At 39.6% G+C, this 20,492-nt stretch carries 15 protein-coding genes and 2 tRNA genes; 3 read left to right on the top strand and 14 right to left on the bottom strand.

Annotation, left to right across the window (positions count from 1 at the left end):
- Positions 1 to 21: 21 nt before the first annotated feature.
- From MsAm2_RS07140 to MsAm2_RS07155, 4 genes are all read right to left on the bottom strand, one after another.
- Positions 22 to 615: a methanogenesis marker 6 protein gene (locus tag MsAm2_RS07140; RefSeq protein ID WP_338097562.1), complete on the bottom strand. Its 594-nt coding sequence runs from the start codon at positions 613 to 615 to the stop codon at positions 22 to 24.
- A 4-nt stretch (positions 616 to 619) separates the two neighbouring features.
- The gene (gene mmp3, locus MsAm2_RS07145; RefSeq protein WP_338097563.1) at positions 620 to 2,257 is read right to left on the bottom strand and encodes a methyl-coenzyme M reductase-associated protein Mmp3; all 1,638 of its coding nucleotides are present in this window, start codon (positions 2,255 to 2,257) and stop codon (positions 620 to 622) included.
- A gap of 70 nt (positions 2,258 to 2,327) precedes the next feature.
- Positions 2,328 to 4,049, bottom strand: coding sequence for a methyl coenzyme M reductase system, component A2 (gene atwA / locus MsAm2_RS07150; protein WP_338097564.1), 1,722 nt, complete (start codon positions 4,047 to 4,049; stop codon positions 2,328 to 2,330).
- A gap of 610 nt (positions 4,050 to 4,659) precedes the next feature.
- On the bottom strand, positions 4,660 to 5,472 hold the full coding sequence (locus MsAm2_RS07155) for an HAD family hydrolase (protein ID WP_338097565.1): 813 nt from the start codon (positions 5,470 to 5,472) through the stop codon (positions 4,660 to 4,662).
- A gap of 682 nt (positions 5,473 to 6,154) precedes the next feature.
- On the opposite strand from MsAm2_RS07155, the gene thiC reads away from it, so the two are divergent.
- A complete protein-coding gene (thiC, locus tag MsAm2_RS07160; protein WP_338097566.1) occupies positions 6,155 to 7,438 on the top strand; it encodes a phosphomethylpyrimidine synthase ThiC in 1,284 nt (427 codons plus the stop codon).
- A 679-nt stretch (positions 7,439 to 8,117) separates the two neighbouring features.
- Here the strand turns inward: thiC and MsAm2_RS07165 are convergent.
- The 3 genes from MsAm2_RS07165 to argS all read right to left on the bottom strand — a co-directional run bounded on the left by MsAm2_RS07165 (position 8,118) and on the right by argS (position 10,409).
- Positions 8,118 to 8,190: transfer RNA gene (locus MsAm2_RS07165), tRNA-Asp, on the bottom strand.
- Between the two features lie 150 nt (positions 8,191 to 8,340).
- Positions 8,341 to 8,451, bottom strand: a tRNA-Tyr gene (locus MsAm2_RS07170).
- Positions 8,452 to 8,636: 185 nt separating this feature from the next.
- Positions 8,637 to 10,409 (bottom strand): arginine--tRNA ligase, encoded by a 1,773-nt coding sequence (gene argS, locus MsAm2_RS07175; protein ID WP_338097567.1) that lies wholly within the window; start codon positions 10,407 to 10,409, stop codon positions 8,637 to 8,639.
- A gap of 432 nt (positions 10,410 to 10,841) precedes the next feature.
- Between argS and MsAm2_RS07180 the strand changes: the two genes are divergently transcribed.
- Positions 10,842 to 11,936, top strand: a complete 1,095-nt coding sequence (locus MsAm2_RS07180; RefSeq protein WP_338097568.1) for an AI-2E family transporter — start codon at positions 10,842 to 10,844, stop codon at positions 11,934 to 11,936.
- Positions 11,937 to 12,229: 293 nt separating this feature from the next.
- Positions 12,230 to 13,309, top strand: coding sequence for an AI-2E family transporter (locus MsAm2_RS07185; RefSeq protein WP_338097569.1), 1,080 nt, complete (start codon positions 12,230 to 12,232; stop codon positions 13,307 to 13,309).
- Positions 13,310 to 13,467: 158 nt separating this feature from the next.
- Here the strand turns inward: MsAm2_RS07185 and MsAm2_RS07190 are convergent, their stop codons facing one another.
- The 7 genes from MsAm2_RS07190 to MsAm2_RS07220 all read right to left on the bottom strand — a co-directional run bounded on the left by MsAm2_RS07190 (position 13,468) and on the right by MsAm2_RS07220 (position 19,241).
- Positions 13,468 to 15,063 carry a phytoene desaturase family protein gene (locus MsAm2_RS07190; protein WP_338097570.1) on the bottom strand — a complete coding sequence of 532 codons (1,596 nt, stop codon included), beginning with the start codon at positions 15,061 to 15,063 and terminating at the stop codon, positions 13,468 to 13,470.
- Positions 15,064 to 15,692: 629 nt separating this feature from the next.
- Positions 15,693 to 16,412: a phosphoribosylaminoimidazolesuccinocarboxamide synthase gene (gene purC, locus MsAm2_RS07195; protein WP_338098525.1), complete on the bottom strand. Its 720-nt coding sequence runs from the start codon at positions 16,410 to 16,412 to the stop codon at positions 15,693 to 15,695.
- A gap of 278 nt (positions 16,413 to 16,690) precedes the next feature.
- On the bottom strand, positions 16,691 to 16,828 hold the full coding sequence (locus MsAm2_RS07200; RefSeq protein ID WP_338097571.1) for a hypothetical protein: 138 nt from the start codon (positions 16,826 to 16,828) through the stop codon (positions 16,691 to 16,693).
- A 55-nt stretch (positions 16,829 to 16,883) separates the two neighbouring features.
- Positions 16,884 to 17,009: a hypothetical protein gene (locus MsAm2_RS07205; RefSeq protein ID WP_338097572.1), complete on the bottom strand. Its 126-nt coding sequence runs from the start codon at positions 17,007 to 17,009 to the stop codon at positions 16,884 to 16,886.
- A 117-nt stretch (positions 17,010 to 17,126) separates the two neighbouring features.
- A complete protein-coding gene (locus tag MsAm2_RS07210; protein ID WP_338097573.1) occupies positions 17,127 to 17,252 on the bottom strand; it encodes a hypothetical protein in 126 nt (41 codons plus the stop codon).
- A gap of 313 nt (positions 17,253 to 17,565) precedes the next feature.
- A complete protein-coding gene (locus MsAm2_RS07215; RefSeq protein ID WP_338097574.1) occupies positions 17,566 to 18,213 on the bottom strand; it encodes a hypothetical protein in 648 nt (215 codons plus the stop codon).
- A gap of 152 nt (positions 18,214 to 18,365) precedes the next feature.
- Positions 18,366 to 19,241, bottom strand: coding sequence for a hypothetical protein (locus MsAm2_RS07220; protein ID WP_338097575.1), 876 nt, complete (start codon positions 19,239 to 19,241; stop codon positions 18,366 to 18,368).
- Between the last annotated feature and the right edge of the window lie 1,251 nt (positions 19,242 to 20,492).

Below are 20,492 nucleotides of genomic sequence, written 5' to 3' on the forward strand. Positions count from 1 at the left end.
TTAAGATCCGTTTCAACCGAGTTATTCTTCAGCCGTGTCCTTTTTTTCATCCAATGTTTGATGAATGAAATCCTCCATGTCAAAAGACGATGGTTTTTTGGGCCATTTCGCCGGCGGTTTCTTGACTTTTGCGTCGTAGTCGTCTAAGGCGTCGCCAACCATGCCCATTCGGGAAATTTCGGCGTGCAGCGTATAAAATCCGGGGCGTTGTCCTCCGTTTCGGGCCGCGCGGCAGCGTCGTTTGTCCCCCGCCGGAAAACCGCGGTCTTTGACAAAAATATGATTGTAATCCAACGCTTGAACCGCTTTGACGACGGCGTTGACATTTTCTTCTTTTCCGGTCACCACAAGCCCGTAACATGTTTCTTTAAGAGATACCGGATACCCGGACGCAAAAGCTGCCCGGGCGGCATCGGCCGGAAGAACACTGTCGGAGCTGACCGCGATAATTTTTGTAATTTCACCGGATTTTTGCTCAGGCATTTCATCACTTTCAGATGCGGATAACATATTTTCCGGATTTTTTGGAGTCGGAGTTTTTATTTTTTCCGTTGATTTTTCTATTGACTTTTCCATTGACTTTTCCGTTGGATTGTCCGCCGATTGTTTCATCATTTCATTACTCCCCCGCCGGTTTTTGTAAAGATTCGTTATCCAACTCGTCGCCGATTTCCGAGTCGTCGCCGGTTTTTATTCCCAAAATTAACCGCTTTGCGCTTTCGCCGTACACTTCTTTAATGTAAATCCTGTCGCCTTCTTCCAACGTTTTTAAATTTTCAGGATTGAGCACACGTCCGATGATGTTGGTCGCGTCAAATTTCTCGCCGGTCGGACCAAACATGCTTTCATCCGCAAGCCGGACACCGACGTAACCCATTCTTTTCGCCGACTGGTTGGTCACCCCCAAATCACACGCTTTGACTACGTCTTTGGGTGTGTTTTCCGGCATGATTTCCTTGTATTTTTCCGCCTCTTTTTCCGCTTTGAAAATGTAAGTATCCTCATAAATCATGGACGACGGCAAGGCACCGATCGGCTTTGTTTTAAGCTCAATCGCATGCCGGAAAAATTCAATCGTTTTTGGGGCTAAATCGTAATAAAATTCAACTTCAATTAATTTCGAGCGGGGAACAGCTGTCACAAAAACTTCTCCCTTTTGCAACACTTCCAAAGTGGTTGCCGGATCCTGATCCACAATAACATTGTCCGGACCGTCGTACCCATCATGTAAAAATTTCACGTCGACCGTATCCAATAACTCTTTGGACTCTTCCAGCGTGTGCCCAAGAAGCATTATGTGCGGTGGGCTTGTTTCCACCGAAAATTTGCCACCGGCACCGGAAAAGTAAGGCAGTTCCATGCCGTGGACCACATGCCCGATGACCGAATGCAAAAGACTGGACGCCCGATTGGCGGTGGAAATATACACCCGGCCACGTCCGGTTCCAGCCGTCCGGATAGAAACGGTACCGGTTTTGCGCGGCTCAAAATTTTCATAGTCGCACGGCTCGCCCTGGAGCGTGTCATCCGACCGAAAAGCAAAAGCTGTGGAATGAATTTGATAGGTTCCGTCTTTGGTGAGCGCATAAAAAGTTTCGGCGCCTTTGGGAGAATGCGGGGAGAGTTCGATTTCGGCATACGTAATTAAACGGTCACCGTCCTCTAATCGAACCGACAAATCCGACGTGCAAAATCCCTTCAAATCAGCATCGTCTTCCTTGTGCGGTTCAATGGATTCGATCACATCACCGCGTTTTAATTTTTCCAAATTCGTCCGGCCGGCAATCAACGTCGCAAAAACACCGTCCGCCGGAGTCCCGTATTCTGCATAATGTTCTTTTTTACAAAAAATCAGAGTCGTCTGCGCCGGATCAAAACCGCCGGCACCCAGAAGCACATCAAATTTCCGGAAACGTTTGTTGGCTTTTTGGACATCGTAATCGCATTCAAACGGGCCAAAGGAAACCGCATTTGAATTTTCCAAAAGGACCGGGAATTTCAAATTTGAATAATTTTTCATCCAAATTTGGGAAGAAATCGAATTCGGGTCCTTGAGTTCAATCACCAAAACACCTTTCGACGTCTGAATGGTAAATTCTTTTGTCGGGGCGGATTCTTCTTTTGTTTTCTTTTTGACAACACAGACAGACGCGCCGGACGCATACGGATGTCCAAACAACGGAACAGCGTCGGAAATGGTTGATTCCGCCTCCACCGCGCAAACCAACCCGTCAATTTCGACATTAATTTTTGTCATCTTCTCAATCCCTCAAACTTGATTATGCCGGTTCATGACCACCTTTATGACCACATTCATGCCGATTTTATCAGATACAACAGCCGCCGTCTGTCTTTACGTCGCCCTTTGCTTCGTCTTTTTCGGACAAATCATCCAAATCAATACCATCCGGTCCTTTTTTATCACCGTTGTTTTTGTCCGTCTTTTTCTTGCCGGTTGTTTTCTCCGATAAAAGCTGCGCCACAATGTCTTTGGGGTTCCCGGTCGAGACGATTTTGCCGTTTTTCATGAACGCTGCCCGATCACAAACCTCTTGGACGAAATCCATGTCATGCGACACAATGATGAAAGTTTCCCCGAGTTTTTCACGGGCGTTTAAAATGGAATGTGTAACCGCCGCCCGCGTCAGCGGGTCCATGGTTCCGGTCGGCTCATCCATAATCACAATGAGCGGCTCTTTCATCAACACTTGCGCCATGGCGACGCGGTGCCGTTCTCCTTCGCTCAGCTCAGAAGTTTGTTTTTCCAAAATTCCTTTGGCAACTGCTTCCGAAAATCCGGCAATTTTAAGCGCTTGAATCGCTTTTCGGACGCCGAGTTCATACGGCAAATCGAGGCTGATAGATTCCGTTAAATTTTCAATGATGCAACTATGCGGGTACAGGCTGTACTCTTGATACAAAATGCCCATATATTTCGTTGCCCGCCCCTTGTGGTCCACGCCGGGAACCGTCATGTCCACCCACTCTTCGCCGATTCGGACATTAATGGACCCGCTGGTCGGTGGCACGGTTCCAATCAGCATTTTGGATGTTGTCGTTTTTCCGGCACCGGAAAGACCGATCAGTCCGAAAATTTCCCGTTCGTAAACATCAAAAGATATATTTTCAACCGCTTTGACAACACCACGGTCGACCGACACGAATTTTTTGGTCAAATTTTCAACCTTGATAATCGGCTCGCCGAATTCATTGGGTTTTTTAACGTCGATGCCCGTATAATTTTTCATGAATTTGCCGACGATTTCTTGGGGATCCCCGGTGTCGACAATTTCGCCGTTGTCAAGAAGCACCGCTTTATGCGCAAGTTCTAAAATGACATCCGGCCAATGAGAGGTAATAATCATGCTCATATTGCGGGTTTTGACGGCATCCATAATGACTTGGTGAACCAAATCGGCGTTCATCGGGTCTAAGGTTCCGGTGGGCTCGTCCGCAAGCAAGATAAGCGGCTCTTTCACAAGCTGACGCGCGAGAACCACACGCTGCTTTTCGCCACCGGAAAGTTCGCGGGCGATATGAATCATGCGGTGGGACATGTTGACTTCTTCGAGAAGGTCCGCCGCTTTTTTGACGGTGTCCGTTCCTTGGTACCCGACTTCGGTGAGCGCATTTAAGATGTTTGTCAGAACACTGTCATCGCCGTAAAGCGCAAATGTGCGCTGAATCATAATAGAAACACGTTTGGTGACGTCTTTTCGCTCTTCGTCGTAAAGACCACATTGGACAAAATCAACCGTATATGGTTTTAAAACGTCGCCGCAGCCACAAGTACATTTCTTGCCGGCAAAACCGGGAAATTCCACGCGGTGGCAGCCGTCGCACTTGGCGATGTGATACAAAACTTCGCCGGTTGCGTGTCCGACGTTTTCCGTTCCTCTCAAAATGTGCATGAGAATTGTTTTTCCGGCACCGCTTTTTCCGAGAATGCCGATGACTTCTCCTTCGTTCACCGTTAAATTGATGTTTTTGAGGACAGCTTTTCCGTCAAAGTCGACAGATAAGTTTTTGACCTCAATAAATGCTGACATGAAAAATTTCCTCCATCTCTATCAACCCGCCCTTTTCTCCGAAATTTAATCGGATGTATGCGTTTTGACTTTATTCTGATGATTTATGATGATTTTATTTGACTGAAATAAAACTAAAAAAATGGATTCTAAAATTAATTGGTTCTAAAATGTAAATTAAAATATAAATTGTAAATTGTGTTTATTTATTGGTCTAAAATGTAAATTAAAATATAAATTGTAAATTGTGTTTATTTATTGGTTCTAAAATGTAAATCTAAATTATAAACAGTGTTTATAAACAGTGTTTATAAATAATGTTTATAGATAGTGTTTATAAATAATGTTTATGAGAAATACCGGATTGGAATAACCATATCATTTTAGCAGAATTATATATAATTAAGATTATTAATATTATAAATTTTGGATAATTTGATAATTTATTCATTTAATGCATATTTTTTCTCATTATCAGATTCAGCTTATATATTTCATTTACGTTTCCGAAATCTTCTAAGAGGTTATTATTGATAATTGTTTTCATTTAGAAGTTATAATTATTAGTTTTTTATAATTTCTTAATTTTAATGTAATTTTTTAAATTAATGTAATTTCTTAATTTTCCAATTTAAACTTCCCGAAGAATCTCCACACATTGTCCTAAATCGCTGAGAATGTAATCGGAAACTTCTTTGAGTTCGTCGGGCGTGTAGTAATTGTGCCGGCTGATTAAAATTCCGCAATCGGATGCTTCCAGTGCCAATTTGTCGTTGAGGCCGTCACCGACCATTGCGACATATGGATAATGGTTTTCCAAATCCAGGACGATTTCCAGCTTTTTTTGGTCGTTGCAAAGCCCAAAGACATGATCATCCGGAATTCCTAATTTTTCTGCCACCCGGTATAAATTTTCATAATTGTCACCGGACGCGATGAAAATATCAAATTCATCCCGAAGCGCGTCCATGACTTCCCGGGCGTTGTCAAACAGTTTTCCGCCCGTGCTCATGACATAGGAAATTTCTCCGGCGTTGGAGTCGGCGACGAATCCGGAAACTTCGTAGATGATGTCTTCAAAAAACGCAACGGCCTTTTCATTGGTTTCATGGAAATGACATATTTTTGTCATATCGGAGAGAAGAATTCGAGAGATATCACTTGTTTCAAAGCCTTTTGTCGCGTAGGCAATTCCAAACGGAACTTGTTCCGTACGCAGGAAATCCGATAAAAGCGCATCCGGGTCTTGAGATTTAATGAGGTCAATCGGGGTGTCTAAAATAATCAGTCCGCAACGTTCCACTCCGGAAACCAGCTGCAAATTGTCCGCATCGGAGAGAACAATTCCCGTTTTGAGTTCCTTTGTCACACGGTACATTTCAACAAGCGTCCCCGCACAATCAAAGACCACGGCTTTTTGTTTAAAAGATTCCATAGAGTCCATAATAGGAGAAAGAAATCCATACCTAAAAACCCTTTTCATAGGAGAAAAAAATTGCCGGTTTTTTAAAAAAAGAACACATTTTTTAAACATCAACAAAAACGGTCTCCCGAATTTTACGGAGAGGTTTTTTAATTGATGCGTCCGAATCGGCTTTTCAGTTTATGGATGCAAAATTCATGCACCGACAAACACACGAACAAAATTCATGAAATCGTGTTTTATTCCTTTAAAATCAAGTTTTATTCCTTTAAAATCGTGTTTTATTCCTTTAAAATCGTGTTTTATTCCTTTAAAATCAAATTTTATTCATTTAAAATCAATTTTACTTGAGTTGATATGAAAAAGTAATTTTAAAAATAATTTAATTTTAATTTTTAGAACTCAAAACATTATTTGAAGAATGAATAATCAAAATTAATTGAGTTAAAAACAATTAAAATTTTTGAATATATTTATAAATAAGAAATACATTTTATTTTTACTGCTGTGCCGGAAAAATAATTTCCATTGCGCTTTGCTTTCTGAAATGAAGATTTTGAAATGAAGATTTTGAAAAAATAAATAAATAAAAATGGTTTTTCCACGAATCAGGGATGAATCAATGAATCAGAATCTTGTCCGGCATGTCTTTTTGATTCGATTTTAAGTAAATGAGTGGATTTAAAAAAAGGAGTGTTAAAATATGTCGATTGTTACTGATGCAAAAGCCGGCAGAATCACGGAAGAAATGAAAATCGTCGCTGCCAAAGAAGAATTAGATCCTGAATTTATCCGCCGCGGAATTGCCGCCGGCAGAATCGTCATCCCGCTGAGCCCATACCGCAAGGTCAAATACGGCGGAATCGGACAAGGATGCCGGACTAAAATCAATGCTTCCATCGGCGCGTCCTCCGACATCGTCGACATGGAAATGGAAGTTGCAAAAGCCCGGGCCGCTGAAAAAGCAGGCGCCGACACCTTAATGGAACTCGGAACCGGCGGCGACTTCTTGGGCATGAGAAAAGCGGTTTGTGACGCCATCTCCCTTCCGGTCGGCTCAGTCCCCTTGTACCAAGCATTCATCCAAGCCGCTGAAAAATACGGCTCAATCGTTCACATGACCGAAGACGAACTCTTTAAAGCCACCGAAGAACAAGCCAAACTCGGAACTTGTTTCATGGCAATTCACACCGGAATTAACCAAGTGACCTTAGAACGGTTAAAAAAGCACGGCCGTTACGGCGGACTTTGTTCCCGCGGCGGCGCTTTCATGAGCACCTGGATGCTCCACAACGAAAAAGAAAACCCGCTCTACAGCCAATTCGATTACCTGTGTGAAATTTTAAGCGAGCACGAAGTCACCCTTTCCACCGGAAACGGAATGCGTGCCGGCGCTGTCCATGACGCGACCGACCGGGCTCAAGTTCAAGAACTTATCATCAACTCCGAATGTGCCGAAATCGCGCACGACAAATACGACCTCCAAGTCATTGTCGAAGGCCCCGGACACGTTCCGCTTGACCAAATCAAAACCAATGTCCAATTAATGAAAGTCATGAGCAATTACAAACCGTTTTACATGCTCGGACCGCTCGTCACCGACATCGCGCCGGGATACGACCACATCACGACCGCTATCGGTGCAGCTGTTTCCGCATCCTACGGCTGTGACTTCTTGTGCTACGTGACACCGGCCGAACATTTGGCACTTCCAAACTTGGAAGACGTTATTACCGGCGTGAAAACCTCCAAAATTGCCGCCCACATCGGCGACATGATCCGTCTCGGCAAAAGAGACGAAGACTTGGCCATGGCCCGTGCCCGCCGTGATTTGGACTGGGAAAAGATGTACAGCATCGCGATTGACGGCGAACACGCCAGAGCCGTCAGAAACAGCCGTGCTCCGGGCGACGAAGACGCTTGTACCATGTGCGGTGACTTCTGCGCTTTAAAAATCGTCAACCAGCACTACGACCTTGCGAAGTAAGGCAAAACAAATCAATCAAAAATAAATCAATAAATGCAGACGCATCAACCAATATCACAAAAATGAATTTAATAAATAAATCGTCTCGCCGTCAGAATAATTCGAGTCAAACGGGCCGGTTTATTTATTTCAAAAACGATCCCCAAAAAACGAAATTCCCGAGTCGGGATTCTTAAAAATTAAAAAATCCCGATTTAATTCCCTCCTCAACAATCGACCCTGTTTTTTTCAAAAACGGATGGTTTTTACAAAAACATTTTTTATTTTTTTCAGATCTTGTTTTCATGCCTTGTTTTCATATCTTGTGTTCAGATCTTGTTTTCATATCTTGTGTTCATGCCTTGTGTTCATATCTTGTTTTCATATCTTGTTTTCATGCCTTGTCATGCCCTGTTTTTCATTCCAAAGCACATGCGTTCGTTTGGATGGCAATTTTTTAAAGATACAGAAAAAAGATGCCACACATTTGATATTATGAGTAAGAACCGGATACCATAAACATGCACATATGCCATTCTCAAAAGTGAAATGAATGAGAATAAATGAATGAGAATAAAATGGAAAAAAAAGACTAAGTAGAAAAGAGAAAAGAAGATAAAAACAGAAAAGGAGATTTAATAATAAAATAAAAAAGGCAACCACCTCCGACTAAGGAAGAAGTTGCCTTTAGTTTTTCAAGCGTCCAGACCGGGATTCGGACCCGGGTCGGGGCCTCGACAGGGCCCCATGATAGTCCCCTACACTATCTGGACAGGTTGGACATATTGATTATTCAAGCAAAGAACGCTTAAGCGTCTCTAAAAAGAGACTTTTGCTATATATAGATTTCCCGAAAAATTCTCTCTTCAGAAAGAAAGTAACTCTATTTTGAACAGAGAAACCTTCTTACTGAAATTATTGAGTCCCGCCTCCCAGACTCGAACCGGGGGCATCGCGGTGCCTGCGCGATTTTCGCGAATAATCGCAAAAAGACCAAACTACAGCCGCGCACTCTACCACTGAGTTAAGGCGGGAAACTGAAAAGAAAAACTGTGAATTTAAAGAAATTCAAAGGATTCCAATCATTCCTTAACTTGGGAGCCGTACGGGAAAAACCCATACGGGACGATTCTCTGAAAAGAGAAAACGTACCCTTTCCAAAGGATTCTTCATACTTATATATTTCGCTGAATTTTTCGACAAAACGACACACCAGAAATTACATCGAATCCGGCGCGTCGATTCCAAGAACAAAAAGCACGTTTGAAATCGCGATTTTCCCGGCATAAACCAAAGCCAATCTTGATTTTCTTAATTCCCAATCATCTACATTTAAAACCGGAACATAACGATAGAATTGGTTGAAATCATCCGCCAGTTCCCGCGCATAAATTGCAATCGGATGTGGTTTTAATTCACGGGCACATTCCATAATCACATGCTCAAAGCGCGCGATTCTTTTAATGAATGCGATTTCATGCGGCTCAATCAAAAGATCAAAATCAACCGAACCGTCGCACAAATCGTTTTCTGACCGGATTAAGCCTTCCTCTTTGGCTTTGTTTAAAATGTTGGACGCTCGGGCATGAGAATATTGAATAAAAGGCGCGCCTTGTTTTTCAAAATCAAGCGCCGTTTTCCAATCAAAAACGGTCGATTTTTCCGGCGACACTTTGATAATATCATACCTTGTCGCGCCGACGCCAACCATCCGGGCGACGTTTCGCTTAAATTCTTCCGACTCTTCCGGCCGCCGCTTTTGGATTTCCTCATACGCTTTATCCATCATTTCTTCCAACAATTCGTCGGCGGAAATGAAAACGCCGCGGCGGGTACTCATAGACCCTTCCGGCAGCGATACGAATTCAAAAATAACGACTTCGGGGATTTTTTGACCCAATAGGTCCAACGCCGCACGCAATTGTCCGGAAATGAGTTTGTGGTCTGCTCCAAAAACATCGATCATCCGGTCGCATTGCGGACCTTTCCATTCATGGTAAGCCAAATCCCGGGTAGTGTAAAGCGACGTTTTGTTAGACCGCTGGATTACCAACGTTTTCTCAAAGCCGTAGTCCGACAAATCCACAACCAACGCCCCGTTTTCATCCTTGGTTTTTCCGGTCTTTTTCAAATCATCAATGATTCGCCAAACGTCGCCGTTTTCGATAAATTTGGATTCCCGTATAAACTTGTCATGTTTGACATTTAAAAGCGTCAGCGTCTCTTGAATTCCGGAAACGGCCAAATCCACGGCGGTTGTAAAGCTGTCGATGGTTTCCTTGTCCCCCGATTCCACTTTTTTCATCAAATCCTCAATATGTTTGTTGATGGATTCATCTTTGGACAAATCAGCATTCGCTTGGATATAAACGTCAGCGATCGCGCTGTCGGACTTTTTGGATGTGTCTAATTTATAGCGGGAACACGCCCACGAAACCACCGCAATCTGGCGGCCGATATCGTTGACATAGTATTGAACTTCCACGTCATATCCCGATTTTTTAAGAATTCGAGAAAGTGTGTCCCCGATGGTAGAATTTCGGATGTGTCCGACGTGAAGCGGACCATTGGGGTTGGCTGACGTGTGCTCCAATAGAATTTTTCCGGAATTTTTGCCGGTTCCATACTTTTCCTTGAGCATGACCGTGTTTTCGACGGTTTTGGACAAATAAAAATCAGATGCAAAAATATTGATATACGGACCGGTTGTCGTTATTTTTTGGACCAGACGGCATTGGGAGAGGTCCTCGGGCGTGATCGCCGCGACGATTTTTGCCGCCAATTTCGCCGGATTTTCTTTTTCTTTTCCGGCTTCTTTGGGTTCTTTTTCACTTTCCGGGCGGGCGGACATTAATTGAAATGCCAGGCGGGTGGATAAATCCGCATGTTCCGACACTTCAAATAAAATATCATCACGAGAAAGGTTATACCCTACGGACGCAGCCGCCTTTTGCAGAAGAATCTGAACCTGGTCTTTAAGCTCAACAAACAAAAATCATCACACCTTGACATGAATTATAAATGAGTTTGAAATAATTATAAATTAAATGAATATGAACGGATTGAAATGAATCAGATCATAAATGAAATATAAAACACAGTTACTTGCAATTGAAGAACTAAATTGAATATTTGGACTTAAAGATTTCTATTTTAATCTGATTCAAGAGAATTCTGAAAAAAAAAAATACAGAAAAAAATTAAACATCTTATAAAACGTTCCTATAAAACGTTCCTATAAAACGTTCTTAATTAAATGGACTTATAAAACGCTCCTATAAAACGTTCTTAATTAAATGGACTTATAAAACGTGTTATAAAGCGTACCTAAAATGAGCTATAAAACATGTTTATATACCTCTTGTTCATAATTGCATATACCGATTTCATTTTTATGCTTAAACTCACTTTTTAAAAGGATACTATGCCGATTTCGACAAATAAAAATGTGTGGATTGCGCTTTCCGCAATCTTTTTGCTTCTTTGTCTGGTCTTGGTCACGTTATTTTATTTTCAAGATATTTTTCTGATTTTTCTTGCAGGTCTTTGCCTGATGGTGATTGTTGACAAATGTGTTCGTTTCTACAACAAACATACCACCCGGCTGACGTATCTCCAACGCATTACGGGCGCCGTCGTTGTCATTATATTTTTGGCAGTCACCCTCTTCTTGTTTATTTCCTTTCAAATGGAAAGTTTTGCCGGCATTTTTTCCGACATGTCTCAAGTTCAGGGCATGATTGACGAGGGAACCAATCTTGTTTTTACAACATTAAATATGCTTCCCGAATCACTGTCCAAAATGCTGGAAGATTACTTCATCAATTTTACCAACAACATATTTTTATCGCTGACACAAAGTTTTTCCGGATTATTGTCCCGGGCATTGTATTATGCGTTTGCCGCAATTTTGTTGTACCCGATTATGTTTAAACTTTATTTTAAGGACGGGGAACAAATTCAAAAAAGAATTGAAAGCTACATCCCCAAAAAATTTAAAGAAACTTATACATCCGCATCCAACGCAATTTTGACGCAATCCAACAATTTCTTTGTGTCCAAAATCATTGAATCCATTTGTATCGGTGTCATGTCAAGCATTGGTTTTTATCTGGTCGGAATCCCCGGATGGCTTTTCTTTGGCGTTTTGTCCGGGCTCTTGAACAACGTTCCCTACATCGGTCCGGCCCTTGCGGCAATTCCGCCCGTTTTAATCGGATTGTCCATCAGCGTTGAAACCGCAATTTTAGCCGGTGTCGTCTCCATTATTGCTCAGGCCGTTGACAATTTTTATTTGATCCCATACATGATTTCCGACAAAATGGATGTCAACCCGCTGACAACCGTTTTAGTGGTTTTGGTTTTTGCTCAAATATTCGGTGCCGTCGGCATGATTTTAAGTATTCCGATTTATGTGATTTTTAAAATCATTCTCAAAGAATCCTATAAACAGCTTGTGGAAATGTTTCCCGACACATCCAAACAAAAAGAAAACGCGTTTGAATCGGCAAACGGATGAAGATCAAACTTTTTATTTTATTGCTTTTGTTTTGCATTTGGTTTACTGCAAGTTTTTTTTGTAATGGTTTACTGCAAGTTTGTATGGTTTACTGCAAGTTTGTATGGTTTACTGCAAGTTTGTATGGTTTACTGCAAGTTTGTATGATTTACTGCAAGTTTGTTTTGTATTGGTTTGTATTCAATAATTATTTTTATATATTAATGAGAAATATATGTCTTTGACATTTTGGATAAACAAACCATTTTTATTTTTATTTTTATTCTTTTTCGTTTTTGGAAAGATGTGACAACATGCCGATTTCAACCAATAAGAACGTATGGATTTCCATGACGGCGATTTTTATTATTCTTTGTTTGATTCTTGCCACGTTATTTTATTTCCAAGAAATTTTCATGATTTTGTTGCTCGGACTTTGTCTGATTGCGGTTGTGGACAAATCCATCAAATTTTACAACAAACATACCGTCCGCCTGACCAAGACACAGCGCCGGATCGGTGCCGTTTTGGTCATTGTTGTTTTGATATTGGCTGCGTCTTTTTTCGTGTCCACTCAAATGGAAAGTTTTTCCGATTTGTTTGCGGATATGTCCGACATTCAAACCATGATTAACGAAGGAATTCAATTTGTTTTGACCGCCCTGAGCATTTTGCCGGATTCCATCATCAACGCGATTGATAAATTTATAACCAGCCTCCTCAATTCGATTTTTGCGGCCCTGGTGCAAATTTTGTCCCAAGCGTTTTACTATATTTTCGGGATGATTCTTTTGTACCCAATCATGTTTTTGCTGTATTTTAGGGACCGAGAAAAAGTAAAAAACATTATTATCAGTTTTGTTCCGGAAAAATTCAGCGCGTCTTTTACAAATACGTCGACTGCTATTTTGACGCAAACCAATAAATTTTTCGTGGCGAAAGTCATCGAAAGCATTTGCATGGCAACGATTACAAGTGTCGGTTTTCTCCTGCTCGGAATTCCCGGCTGGCTTTTTTTGGGAATTTTATTCGGACTTCTCAACAATGTTCCCTACATCGGGCCGGTGATTGCGACCATTCCACCGTTTTTAATTGGGCTGGCAATTGGTTGGCAGACTGCGCTTTTGGTCATTGTCGTGTCCATTATCGCCCAAGCCGTTGATAATTATTACTTGGTACCGTATATGATTTCCGACAAAGTCAGCGTCAGCCCGTTTACCACGGTCATTTTGGTGCTGGTTTTTTCCCAACTGTTCGGAGCACTTGGAATGATTTTGAGCATCCCGTTCTATATTGTTTTTAAGATTATTTTGACGGAATCTTACAATCAATTGATTCAAATGTTCCCGGACAAAAACATAAAACCAACCGGCACAGAAAGTATTTCAGATTAAAAATCAAACCTTGCAAAATCAAACAATTACAAATTCAAACAATTGCAAAATCAAACAATTACAAATTCAAACAATTGCAAAATCAAACAATTACAAATTCAAACAATTACAAATCAAACAATTGCAAAATCAAGCATCTTCACATGATTTATTTGTTTTTACATTTTTGGCAAATATTCCCGGCAGAAGTTGTGTCCTGTAAAGTTGTTTTTCCGCATCAGTTTTTTATCTTCTTCGAGTTTTCCCAGCAATTCAATCACGGAATACGCCGCTCTTGTCACGCCCATGCTGCGTTTATCGGTATCGGTTCCCGCCATATACAGATTTTCAATCGGCGTCCGGTTTTCCGCGAATTCACCGGAAATCGTAATCGCCGCTTTTTCGGGAATGGTCACTTGTTCATGACGCATGACCACATGTTTTTCAATTTTCGGCGTCACTTCAAAAATTTGGTCGTACGCGTCTTTCGCTCGCGCTTTAATATTTTTTTGCGGCTGCGGAATGAACGCAAATCCTGCTACCATTCCGCCCGACGGCGCTAAATTTTCATCATACGTGCTGGTAGGTCCGCCCCAGTACGGCATTTTTTCAAACTGAACTTCCGACCCGACATAATCCAAATCGGAAACCTTCTCATCCAAGCCCAGCCAAACACTTAAACTAATGGTATGGTCGATGTGTTCTAATTTTGAGAGATATTCCGGCGGCAATTCCATCAAATGCGGGAGTTTGCTTGCAAAAGCCGTGTAAATAATCAAATCCGAATGATATGTTTCGCCATCCGCGACAACACCGATTGCTTTTTGTTTTCCAAATTCCTTGGCCTCTGTCAGGATTTTTTGGACGGAACAATTGGTCAGGATGTTCACTGATTCCGGCATGGACGATAATACAGAATTCGTAATTGCCTGAATGCCTCCCGTCGGATATCCTTGATTGACAAAACCGCCGCTATGCGTCATCATTTTTTTCGTGATGGCCAAAGCGGATATTTTTGTTTGATTTGCTTTTTGTTCATTGGTTTGCGTTTTGTTGGTTTGTGTTTTGTTGGTTTGCGTTTTGTTGGTTTGCGTTTCAGCCGCTTGTACTTCATGGACTTGTTCTTCGCCGAATTTTAGTTCGTTCGATTGTGTATTAAGATCGGAATTCCCTTGAACAATCGCTTCAAATTCTTCCATGCTCAAATTTTTTTCCAAAACCACGCCGCTTCCCGCCAGCATTCTTTGGACGGATGTTTCTTTCATGCCGCGCCCGGACATGAACATGGAAAACGTATTCGCAAATGCCAATGTTTCCGGCCCCAGCTTTTTTGGCAAACATTCGTAAACTGTTTTTTGAGAATAATCGGTGCCCATTCCGGCTTTGGCAAAAACGGTTGCAATCGTTGACGTCAGTTTGAGCCGGTCGGAAAGCGGCAAATATTTACAGCTGAGAAAATCGCGCACATTCGTAGGGCAGCGAACCAATGATTTTTTAGTCCGGATGTAATAATCGCCGTACGGATGAAAAACAGGAACAGAATCGAAATATTGATTCATAAGATGCGGAAGCGGCCCGTTTCGAAGTGCCGTAATCGCATGTGGACCCGTGTCCACCATAAATCCGTCCACATTGTAGGACCGGCAATTTCCGCCGACAACGCCATCTTTTTCAAGAACCAAGACCCGGTTTCCGTGTTTGGACAACACCAACGCCGACAAAAGACCGCTGATGCCGCCGCCAACAACAATTGCGTCGTAATTTTCATTTTTCATAAAGAAACACCAATAAAAAACAATAACAATAGCAATAACAACAAACAATAACAATGATCTCAAACAACAACAATAACAACAAACAATAACAACAACAATAACCATAAACAATGATTGCAATAACAACAATAATGAAATTAAGAATAATAAACAAATTATATGATTTTTTGAATGAAAAGGAAAAGAAAGAAGATATATAAAAATGTGAAGAGGAAAAAGGAGAAAAGAAAAAGGAAATGACTTTTATCACATTGAAATAAATATATTAAAATTATTATATATATATATTCGTGTCACAAAATAGATTTTGAAAAATTAATTTCGACATGCATTATTTAAAAAAAATGGAGGAAAATGATGGGACTCATAATTGAATTAATCATTTTTGCTATTCTGATTTTATTTGCCGTTACTTTCTTTGGGATACTATATATTATCATAAAAAAGCAACAGCTTCCGGTATGAAAAGACAAAATGAAAAATTGTAACACATCAAACAAAAAAGTAAATCAAAAAAAAGAAAAACGATTGAAAAGAACATAATTAGATTTAAAATGAGTGACGAAGTCACTCATTTCTTATCTAATCTACTTATGAATCCATTTTGAATTTTTCATTTAATAATGGTTTTAGAAAATTTCCGGCACCAATTTACGGGCGACGATTTCATAGGTTTTGGACGGATCGCCTTTGTCAAACCGGAAAACGTCTTTGTCCAAAGATTGTTTGGTTTCTTTGTCCCAAATCCGGCAGGTGTCGCAGGAAATTTCGTCCGCGAGAACAATTTCTTTGTTTGCGCCGCGCCGCCCGAATTCTAATTTGAAATCCGGAAGCAAAAATCCGTTCTTTTCAAAATAGGCTTTAAGAATTTCATTGATTTGGAGGGCCATTTTTTTAATTTCCGCCATTTCCTCAAAAGTCGCAACGCCTAAGGCATATGCGATGTCTTCGTTAATCATTGGGTCTTGGTACTCGTCGCTTTTGTAGTCAAACGCGACAATTGTTTTTTCAAAGACTTTTCCGGGCGGCATCGGATACTTTTTGGTAATGGAGCCGGCCGCGATGTTTCGGACGATGACTTCCAATTTCACGATGTCGACGACATCAACGACCATGTCGACATCGGATGCCATTTTCACATAGTGTGTTTTAATGCCATTTTCTTGCAGCATTTCAAAAATTTTCCTTGAAATTTGCGCGTTGTAGTAACCTTTTTTGGGAGCTTCGCTTTTTTTGCCGCCGTTAAAAGCGGTCAAGCTGTCCCGAAATTCGGAAATGAGTTTCGTCGGATCATTGGTCCTGTAAAGGGTTTTTGCCTTACCGGAATAAATTTGTTCAAGCTTTTGAATTTCTGTCAAAATATCACCAAAAATTCTGGTTCATATGGATTTGTAATTGATTTGTTAAGAATAAAGAAAATGTCATTTAATGAATGATAGTATTTAAAAAGATTGTTAATATCAAACATGAAAAAAATGAGAGATAAAAAATAGAAAGAAGAAAAATAGAAAGAAGAAAAAGTTGAAAAAAAGAAATGAAAGTTGAAAAAATAAACAAAAAAGAAGAAAAAAATTAATCTCCAAAAAATAAAAAATAGAAAAATAAATTTTTCAAATTTTTGTCATTTTCATTTCTGCTTTGCTTCTTTGTTTCCGTCCCGAACTGCTTTTTTGATAATATAGTAAAGAAGAACAAATGGAATACAAATCATTAAAAGAACCATCACAATTAAAATGAGTTCCATCGGGCCCAATCCGCCAATCATGTTTATCACTCCTATTACGTGTTAATGAAATGTTTTTCAGATTAAAAATTATAAATTATTTGGATTCTCTGATGCCGTCGCGAACGGCCGCTTTAATGACATAATAAAGAATCACAAAAAAGAGAATCGGTGCCGCAATATAAAGGATTGCTGCCAAGACAATTAAGATATTTGAAAACATATTTTTCTCCAACTTTTTTATTCATTTGTTTTTTCATTTGTTTTTTAATTTGTTTTTTAATTTTAATTTTTTTAAATTTCTTCATTTTCCCAAAAACTTGAATTTTGTCAAAGTCTTTTATTCCGTTCTCTTTGAAATCCATTGGATAATAAAATAAAGAATTGCCAAAATAATAACAATAAAAATCAAAAGGAGAAAAACAGCCGTCCCAAGAGCGATGAGTGATTCATATGTCAGGTCCATTTTATTCCTCAGGGGGTTTGTTTACACCGGTAAACTTGCAAATGCTAAAAAAATAAAAAACCAAAAAGAGATTCATCCGATGGATAAATAAAAAAATTCCCATGCCGGAGATTCGTCATGATGTACTTTTTTGATGGCCTATATCAAGAGGCATGACCCCATAATCACGCCTAAAAGAGAGAAGAAACCAAACACTCCAAGTAAAGATGTAATTGAAACCATTGATATTTCCTCTTTCATTGAGCGATTTTTTATGTGAATCGCGTTCGTTCCTGTTTTTTAAGCCTTAATATTTATTTTTTGGATTCATATTTCAATTTCCGATGGGACCCACATAATATGTTCTATTCTGTACAATTTGATTTTCAAATCCATTGACCGCTTTTAAATAAACCGGATCCGCTTGGATTTGCGATAAATCCGAAACGTCGGTGGTTTGGATTTTTTGGGTAGATTGAGACCCGGACGCGAGCAGCTTTCCATCCGGCTGCGCATAGATGTAGAAAACATAAATGCTGCCGGGTTCCGGCAAAGAATCATTGACATACAAAGTAAGTGTTTTTCCGTCCCGGCTCAGTCCGCCGTCTTTCAAAACAGAAACTTGCTGATTCAAAACCAAATCGCCTTTGATGTTATCCAGAACCGTAACCGTGTAGTTTGTGAACGGATCTTCAATTGTTTCACTCCAACCCATTCCGTCAATAACGGCGACCGGTCTGTAATTTGTGCCAATCAATTCATCGACGTTTCCGACAAAAACATAATCAACCGCTCCAACCAATTCAGCCGGATTGTAAATATCAATAACCGAATCTTCCGGCAAAAAATTAATTTCCACGGCTACAACATCTTTGTTCATTTCATTCAAATAAATGACAGCTATTGCTGCTACGATTAAAATCAAAAGAACGGCGGTGACAGACAATAATATTATTTTTTTGTTGGCGGAAGTCATAGTCATAACGATTTTTCCACTTTTCGTTCATTATATTTTGAATTCATTCTGAATTCGTTTTTATCGTTTCTGAATTCATTCTGAATTCGTTTTTTAATTGAAATAAAATATTTGAAAAGTAAGAATATCCCAACATATAAATATTTTTCGAATTTTTTTTAAAATTCTAAAAGGTACGGTTTTTCCTGCTCCGCATCAGGCTGATGGTAATAGGAAATGAAAAAATTAATGCCGCCGTCTTTTGGCATGATTCGGGTTGTATAGATGCGATAAGATCCTTTTCCCGATTCGTAATATTCACCCGAAGCGTCAAGTGTGTGAACAAGAACAATCGGACCCCGGTTGCCTGAAAAACGAAGATTTTGGTCAAATACTTCCCAGGATTCGTTGGAATAATTTGCCGGAGGAATTAAATTGTATTTTCTATCTCCTACAAAAGAATAGGGACTGGGTTCCCATCCCTGCATTTTGACAATTCCTTCTTTTGTCAACCCGGAAATCGGTTTTGTATTCCAGAAATATTCATAATGAACAACAGCGGATGACTCTTCTAATTTGCCAAAATAGCCTGAAACCCGGTCTATCCGGATTTGAATGGTGCATTCGGCGGCGGCTTTGGACAAGTCCGGATTTTTATCCAAATTCCGGATGACATAAATTCCTGCGTCGGTGTAACCCAAATTTTTCAAGTCATCATCCGTGCAGGATGAATTCAACTCTTTCAGCTGCTTTTTGAGATGAATTTTGTAAAAATACAAGTGATACAACTCGCTCAAATTATAACGCTCATCCGCCAATTTCAAAAAATCAAATTTCATTTCATGAACAAAATCATATTCATTCACGACAACCGTAGACACGGTAATGGAATCCGAATCCGTCACCATCAACCCTAAGGGAACATATGGAGCCGGATTTGGATTTTCATTGGCAGCGGCCGGAAGAGTAAAACTAATCCAACAAATTAAAATGAATAGAAGGAACAAAATGGTTTTGAAAATGGATTTCGTTTTTGACTTCATTTTTGATTTCATTTTTAGCTCCTTCATTGTTGAGTCCATTGTTGAATCCATTGTTGATTTATTCATTGTTGAGTCCATTGTTAATTTATTCATTGTTGAGTCCATTGTTGATTCCTGCGTTTTTGACTCCTCCGGTTTTTTTAAAAAAATCAATTCAAATAAATCTCAAAGTTTCTTCCCGCTTTTTTTATTCATTTTGATTATAACATAAAAAACAAACAAAACAATTGCAACAAGAATCAAAAATGTTAAACCGGCTTTGACAAGTGCATAAGTTGATTCGTAGGTCAAATCCATTGTTCTCCCCTAAATTTCAAAATACATAGAATTGTTTTTGGATATAGTATTAATAATAATCGTTTTATAATTTTTAGCAGATAATTATAAAAAAGATTAGAAATAACATTCAGCTGAAATGATTTATTCATTTTAAAAAATACTGCAAAAAATTAACCGCCGGCTTTTGTTTTTCACAATTAAAAATTTGATATCATAACGCGCGCGAGATGCCGCCACAAGACGAAAAAAATAAAAAAACTTGCGTATCTCCACGATATCCGAGTGTTTTTACCAAGGTTTGTAAATAAAAAAGCGGAAGAAAATGAATAAGAGAATTAGGATAACAAGAACATAAGCCACAGTTTTCCATTTATTTTTGTAATCATTGGCCATATAATATCCAAGAAGTCCCAAAAAAACAGAAAGCAGCAGAGTCCCTTCCACGGAAAATAAGTTAACCTCCGAATTCGAAGGGAGAATAAAAGAAAAAATTAACACAAATATTTTAAGAACCGGAGCCATTAAAAATCCGAAAATAAGAGACTTTTCCACATTTCGAGAAAACAAACCGTAAATAGTTGAACTCAAAAGCCAAAACAAATACAAAACAAAAATAAAATATCCACCATTTAAATAAGAATAACAAAAGTAAGAATAACAAAATGAAAGAAAAATACCCAATAAGTAAAGTCCGGCAAAGAGAAGGTTATCATTTTTCTCATTTCTTTGGAGCATGTGAATCATTACGACCGCCTCACTGAAAAATAAAAAAATGACATAAATCAGATTTTACTCATATTGTTTACCATCGCTTATTTTTGATGATTTCAAAATTAAAAAATGAAAATAGCAATGAATGAATTCATTGCTATAATTAATTAGGGAGCAGGCAAACTTGCAAATACCATGAGAATCCAAAACCAAAAACAGAATGTGCCGACAATTAAAAGTAAACATTCTAACAAGCATTTCTCTAATAAACAC

It is taken from the genome of Methanolapillus ohkumae, assembly GCF_032594355.1.
Taxonomy (GTDB): Archaea; Halobacteriota; Methanosarcinia; order Methanosarcinales; family Methanosarcinaceae; genus Methanolapillus; species Methanolapillus ohkumae.

Excerpts from the sequence above, each read along its gene's own strand:
- MsAm2_RS07220 (WP_338097575.1), bottom strand. The coding sequence starts at position 19,241 with ATGAAATCAAAAATGAAGTCAAAAACGAAATCCATTTTCAAAACCATT.
- MsAm2_RS07200 (WP_338097571.1), bottom strand. The coding sequence starts at position 16,828 with ATGATTGGCGGATTGGGCCCGATGGAACTCATTTTAATTGTGATGGTT.
- MsAm2_RS07215 (WP_338097574.1), bottom strand. The coding sequence starts at position 18,213 with ATGACTATGACTTCCGCCAACAAAAAAATAATATTATTGTCTGTCACC.
- MsAm2_RS07155 (WP_338097565.1), bottom strand. The coding sequence starts at position 5,472 with ATGGACTCTATGGAATCTTTTAAACAAAAAGCCGTGGTCTTTGATTGT.
- MsAm2_RS07205 (WP_338097572.1), bottom strand. The coding sequence starts at position 17,009 with ATGTTTTCAAATATCTTAATTGTCTTGGCAGCAATCCTTTATATTGCG.
- MsAm2_RS07140 (WP_338097562.1), bottom strand. The coding sequence starts at position 615 with ATGATGAAACAATCGGCGGACAATCCAACGGAAAAGTCAATGGAAAAG.
- MsAm2_RS07185 (WP_338097569.1), top strand. The coding sequence starts at position 12,230 with ATGCCGATTTCAACCAATAAGAACGTATGGATTTCCATGACGGCGATT.
- thiC (WP_338097566.1), top strand. The coding sequence starts at position 6,155 with ATGTCGATTGTTACTGATGCAAAAGCCGGCAGAATCACGGAAGAAATG.
- mmp3 (WP_338097563.1), bottom strand. The coding sequence starts at position 2,257 with ATGACAAAAATTAATGTCGAAATTGACGGGTTGGTTTGCGCGGTGGAG.
- MsAm2_RS07210 (WP_338097573.1), bottom strand. The coding sequence starts at position 17,252 with ATGGACCTGACATATGAATCACTCATCGCTCTTGGGACGGCTGTTTTT.
- MsAm2_RS07190 (WP_338097570.1), bottom strand. The coding sequence starts at position 15,063 with ATGAAAAATGAAAATTACGACGCAATTGTTGTTGGCGGCGGCATCAGC.
- atwA (WP_338097564.1), bottom strand. The coding sequence starts at position 4,049 with ATGTCAGCATTTATTGAGGTCAAAAACTTATCTGTCGACTTTGACGGA.
- MsAm2_RS07180 (WP_338097568.1), top strand. The coding sequence starts at position 10,842 with ATGCCGATTTCGACAAATAAAAATGTGTGGATTGCGCTTTCCGCAATC.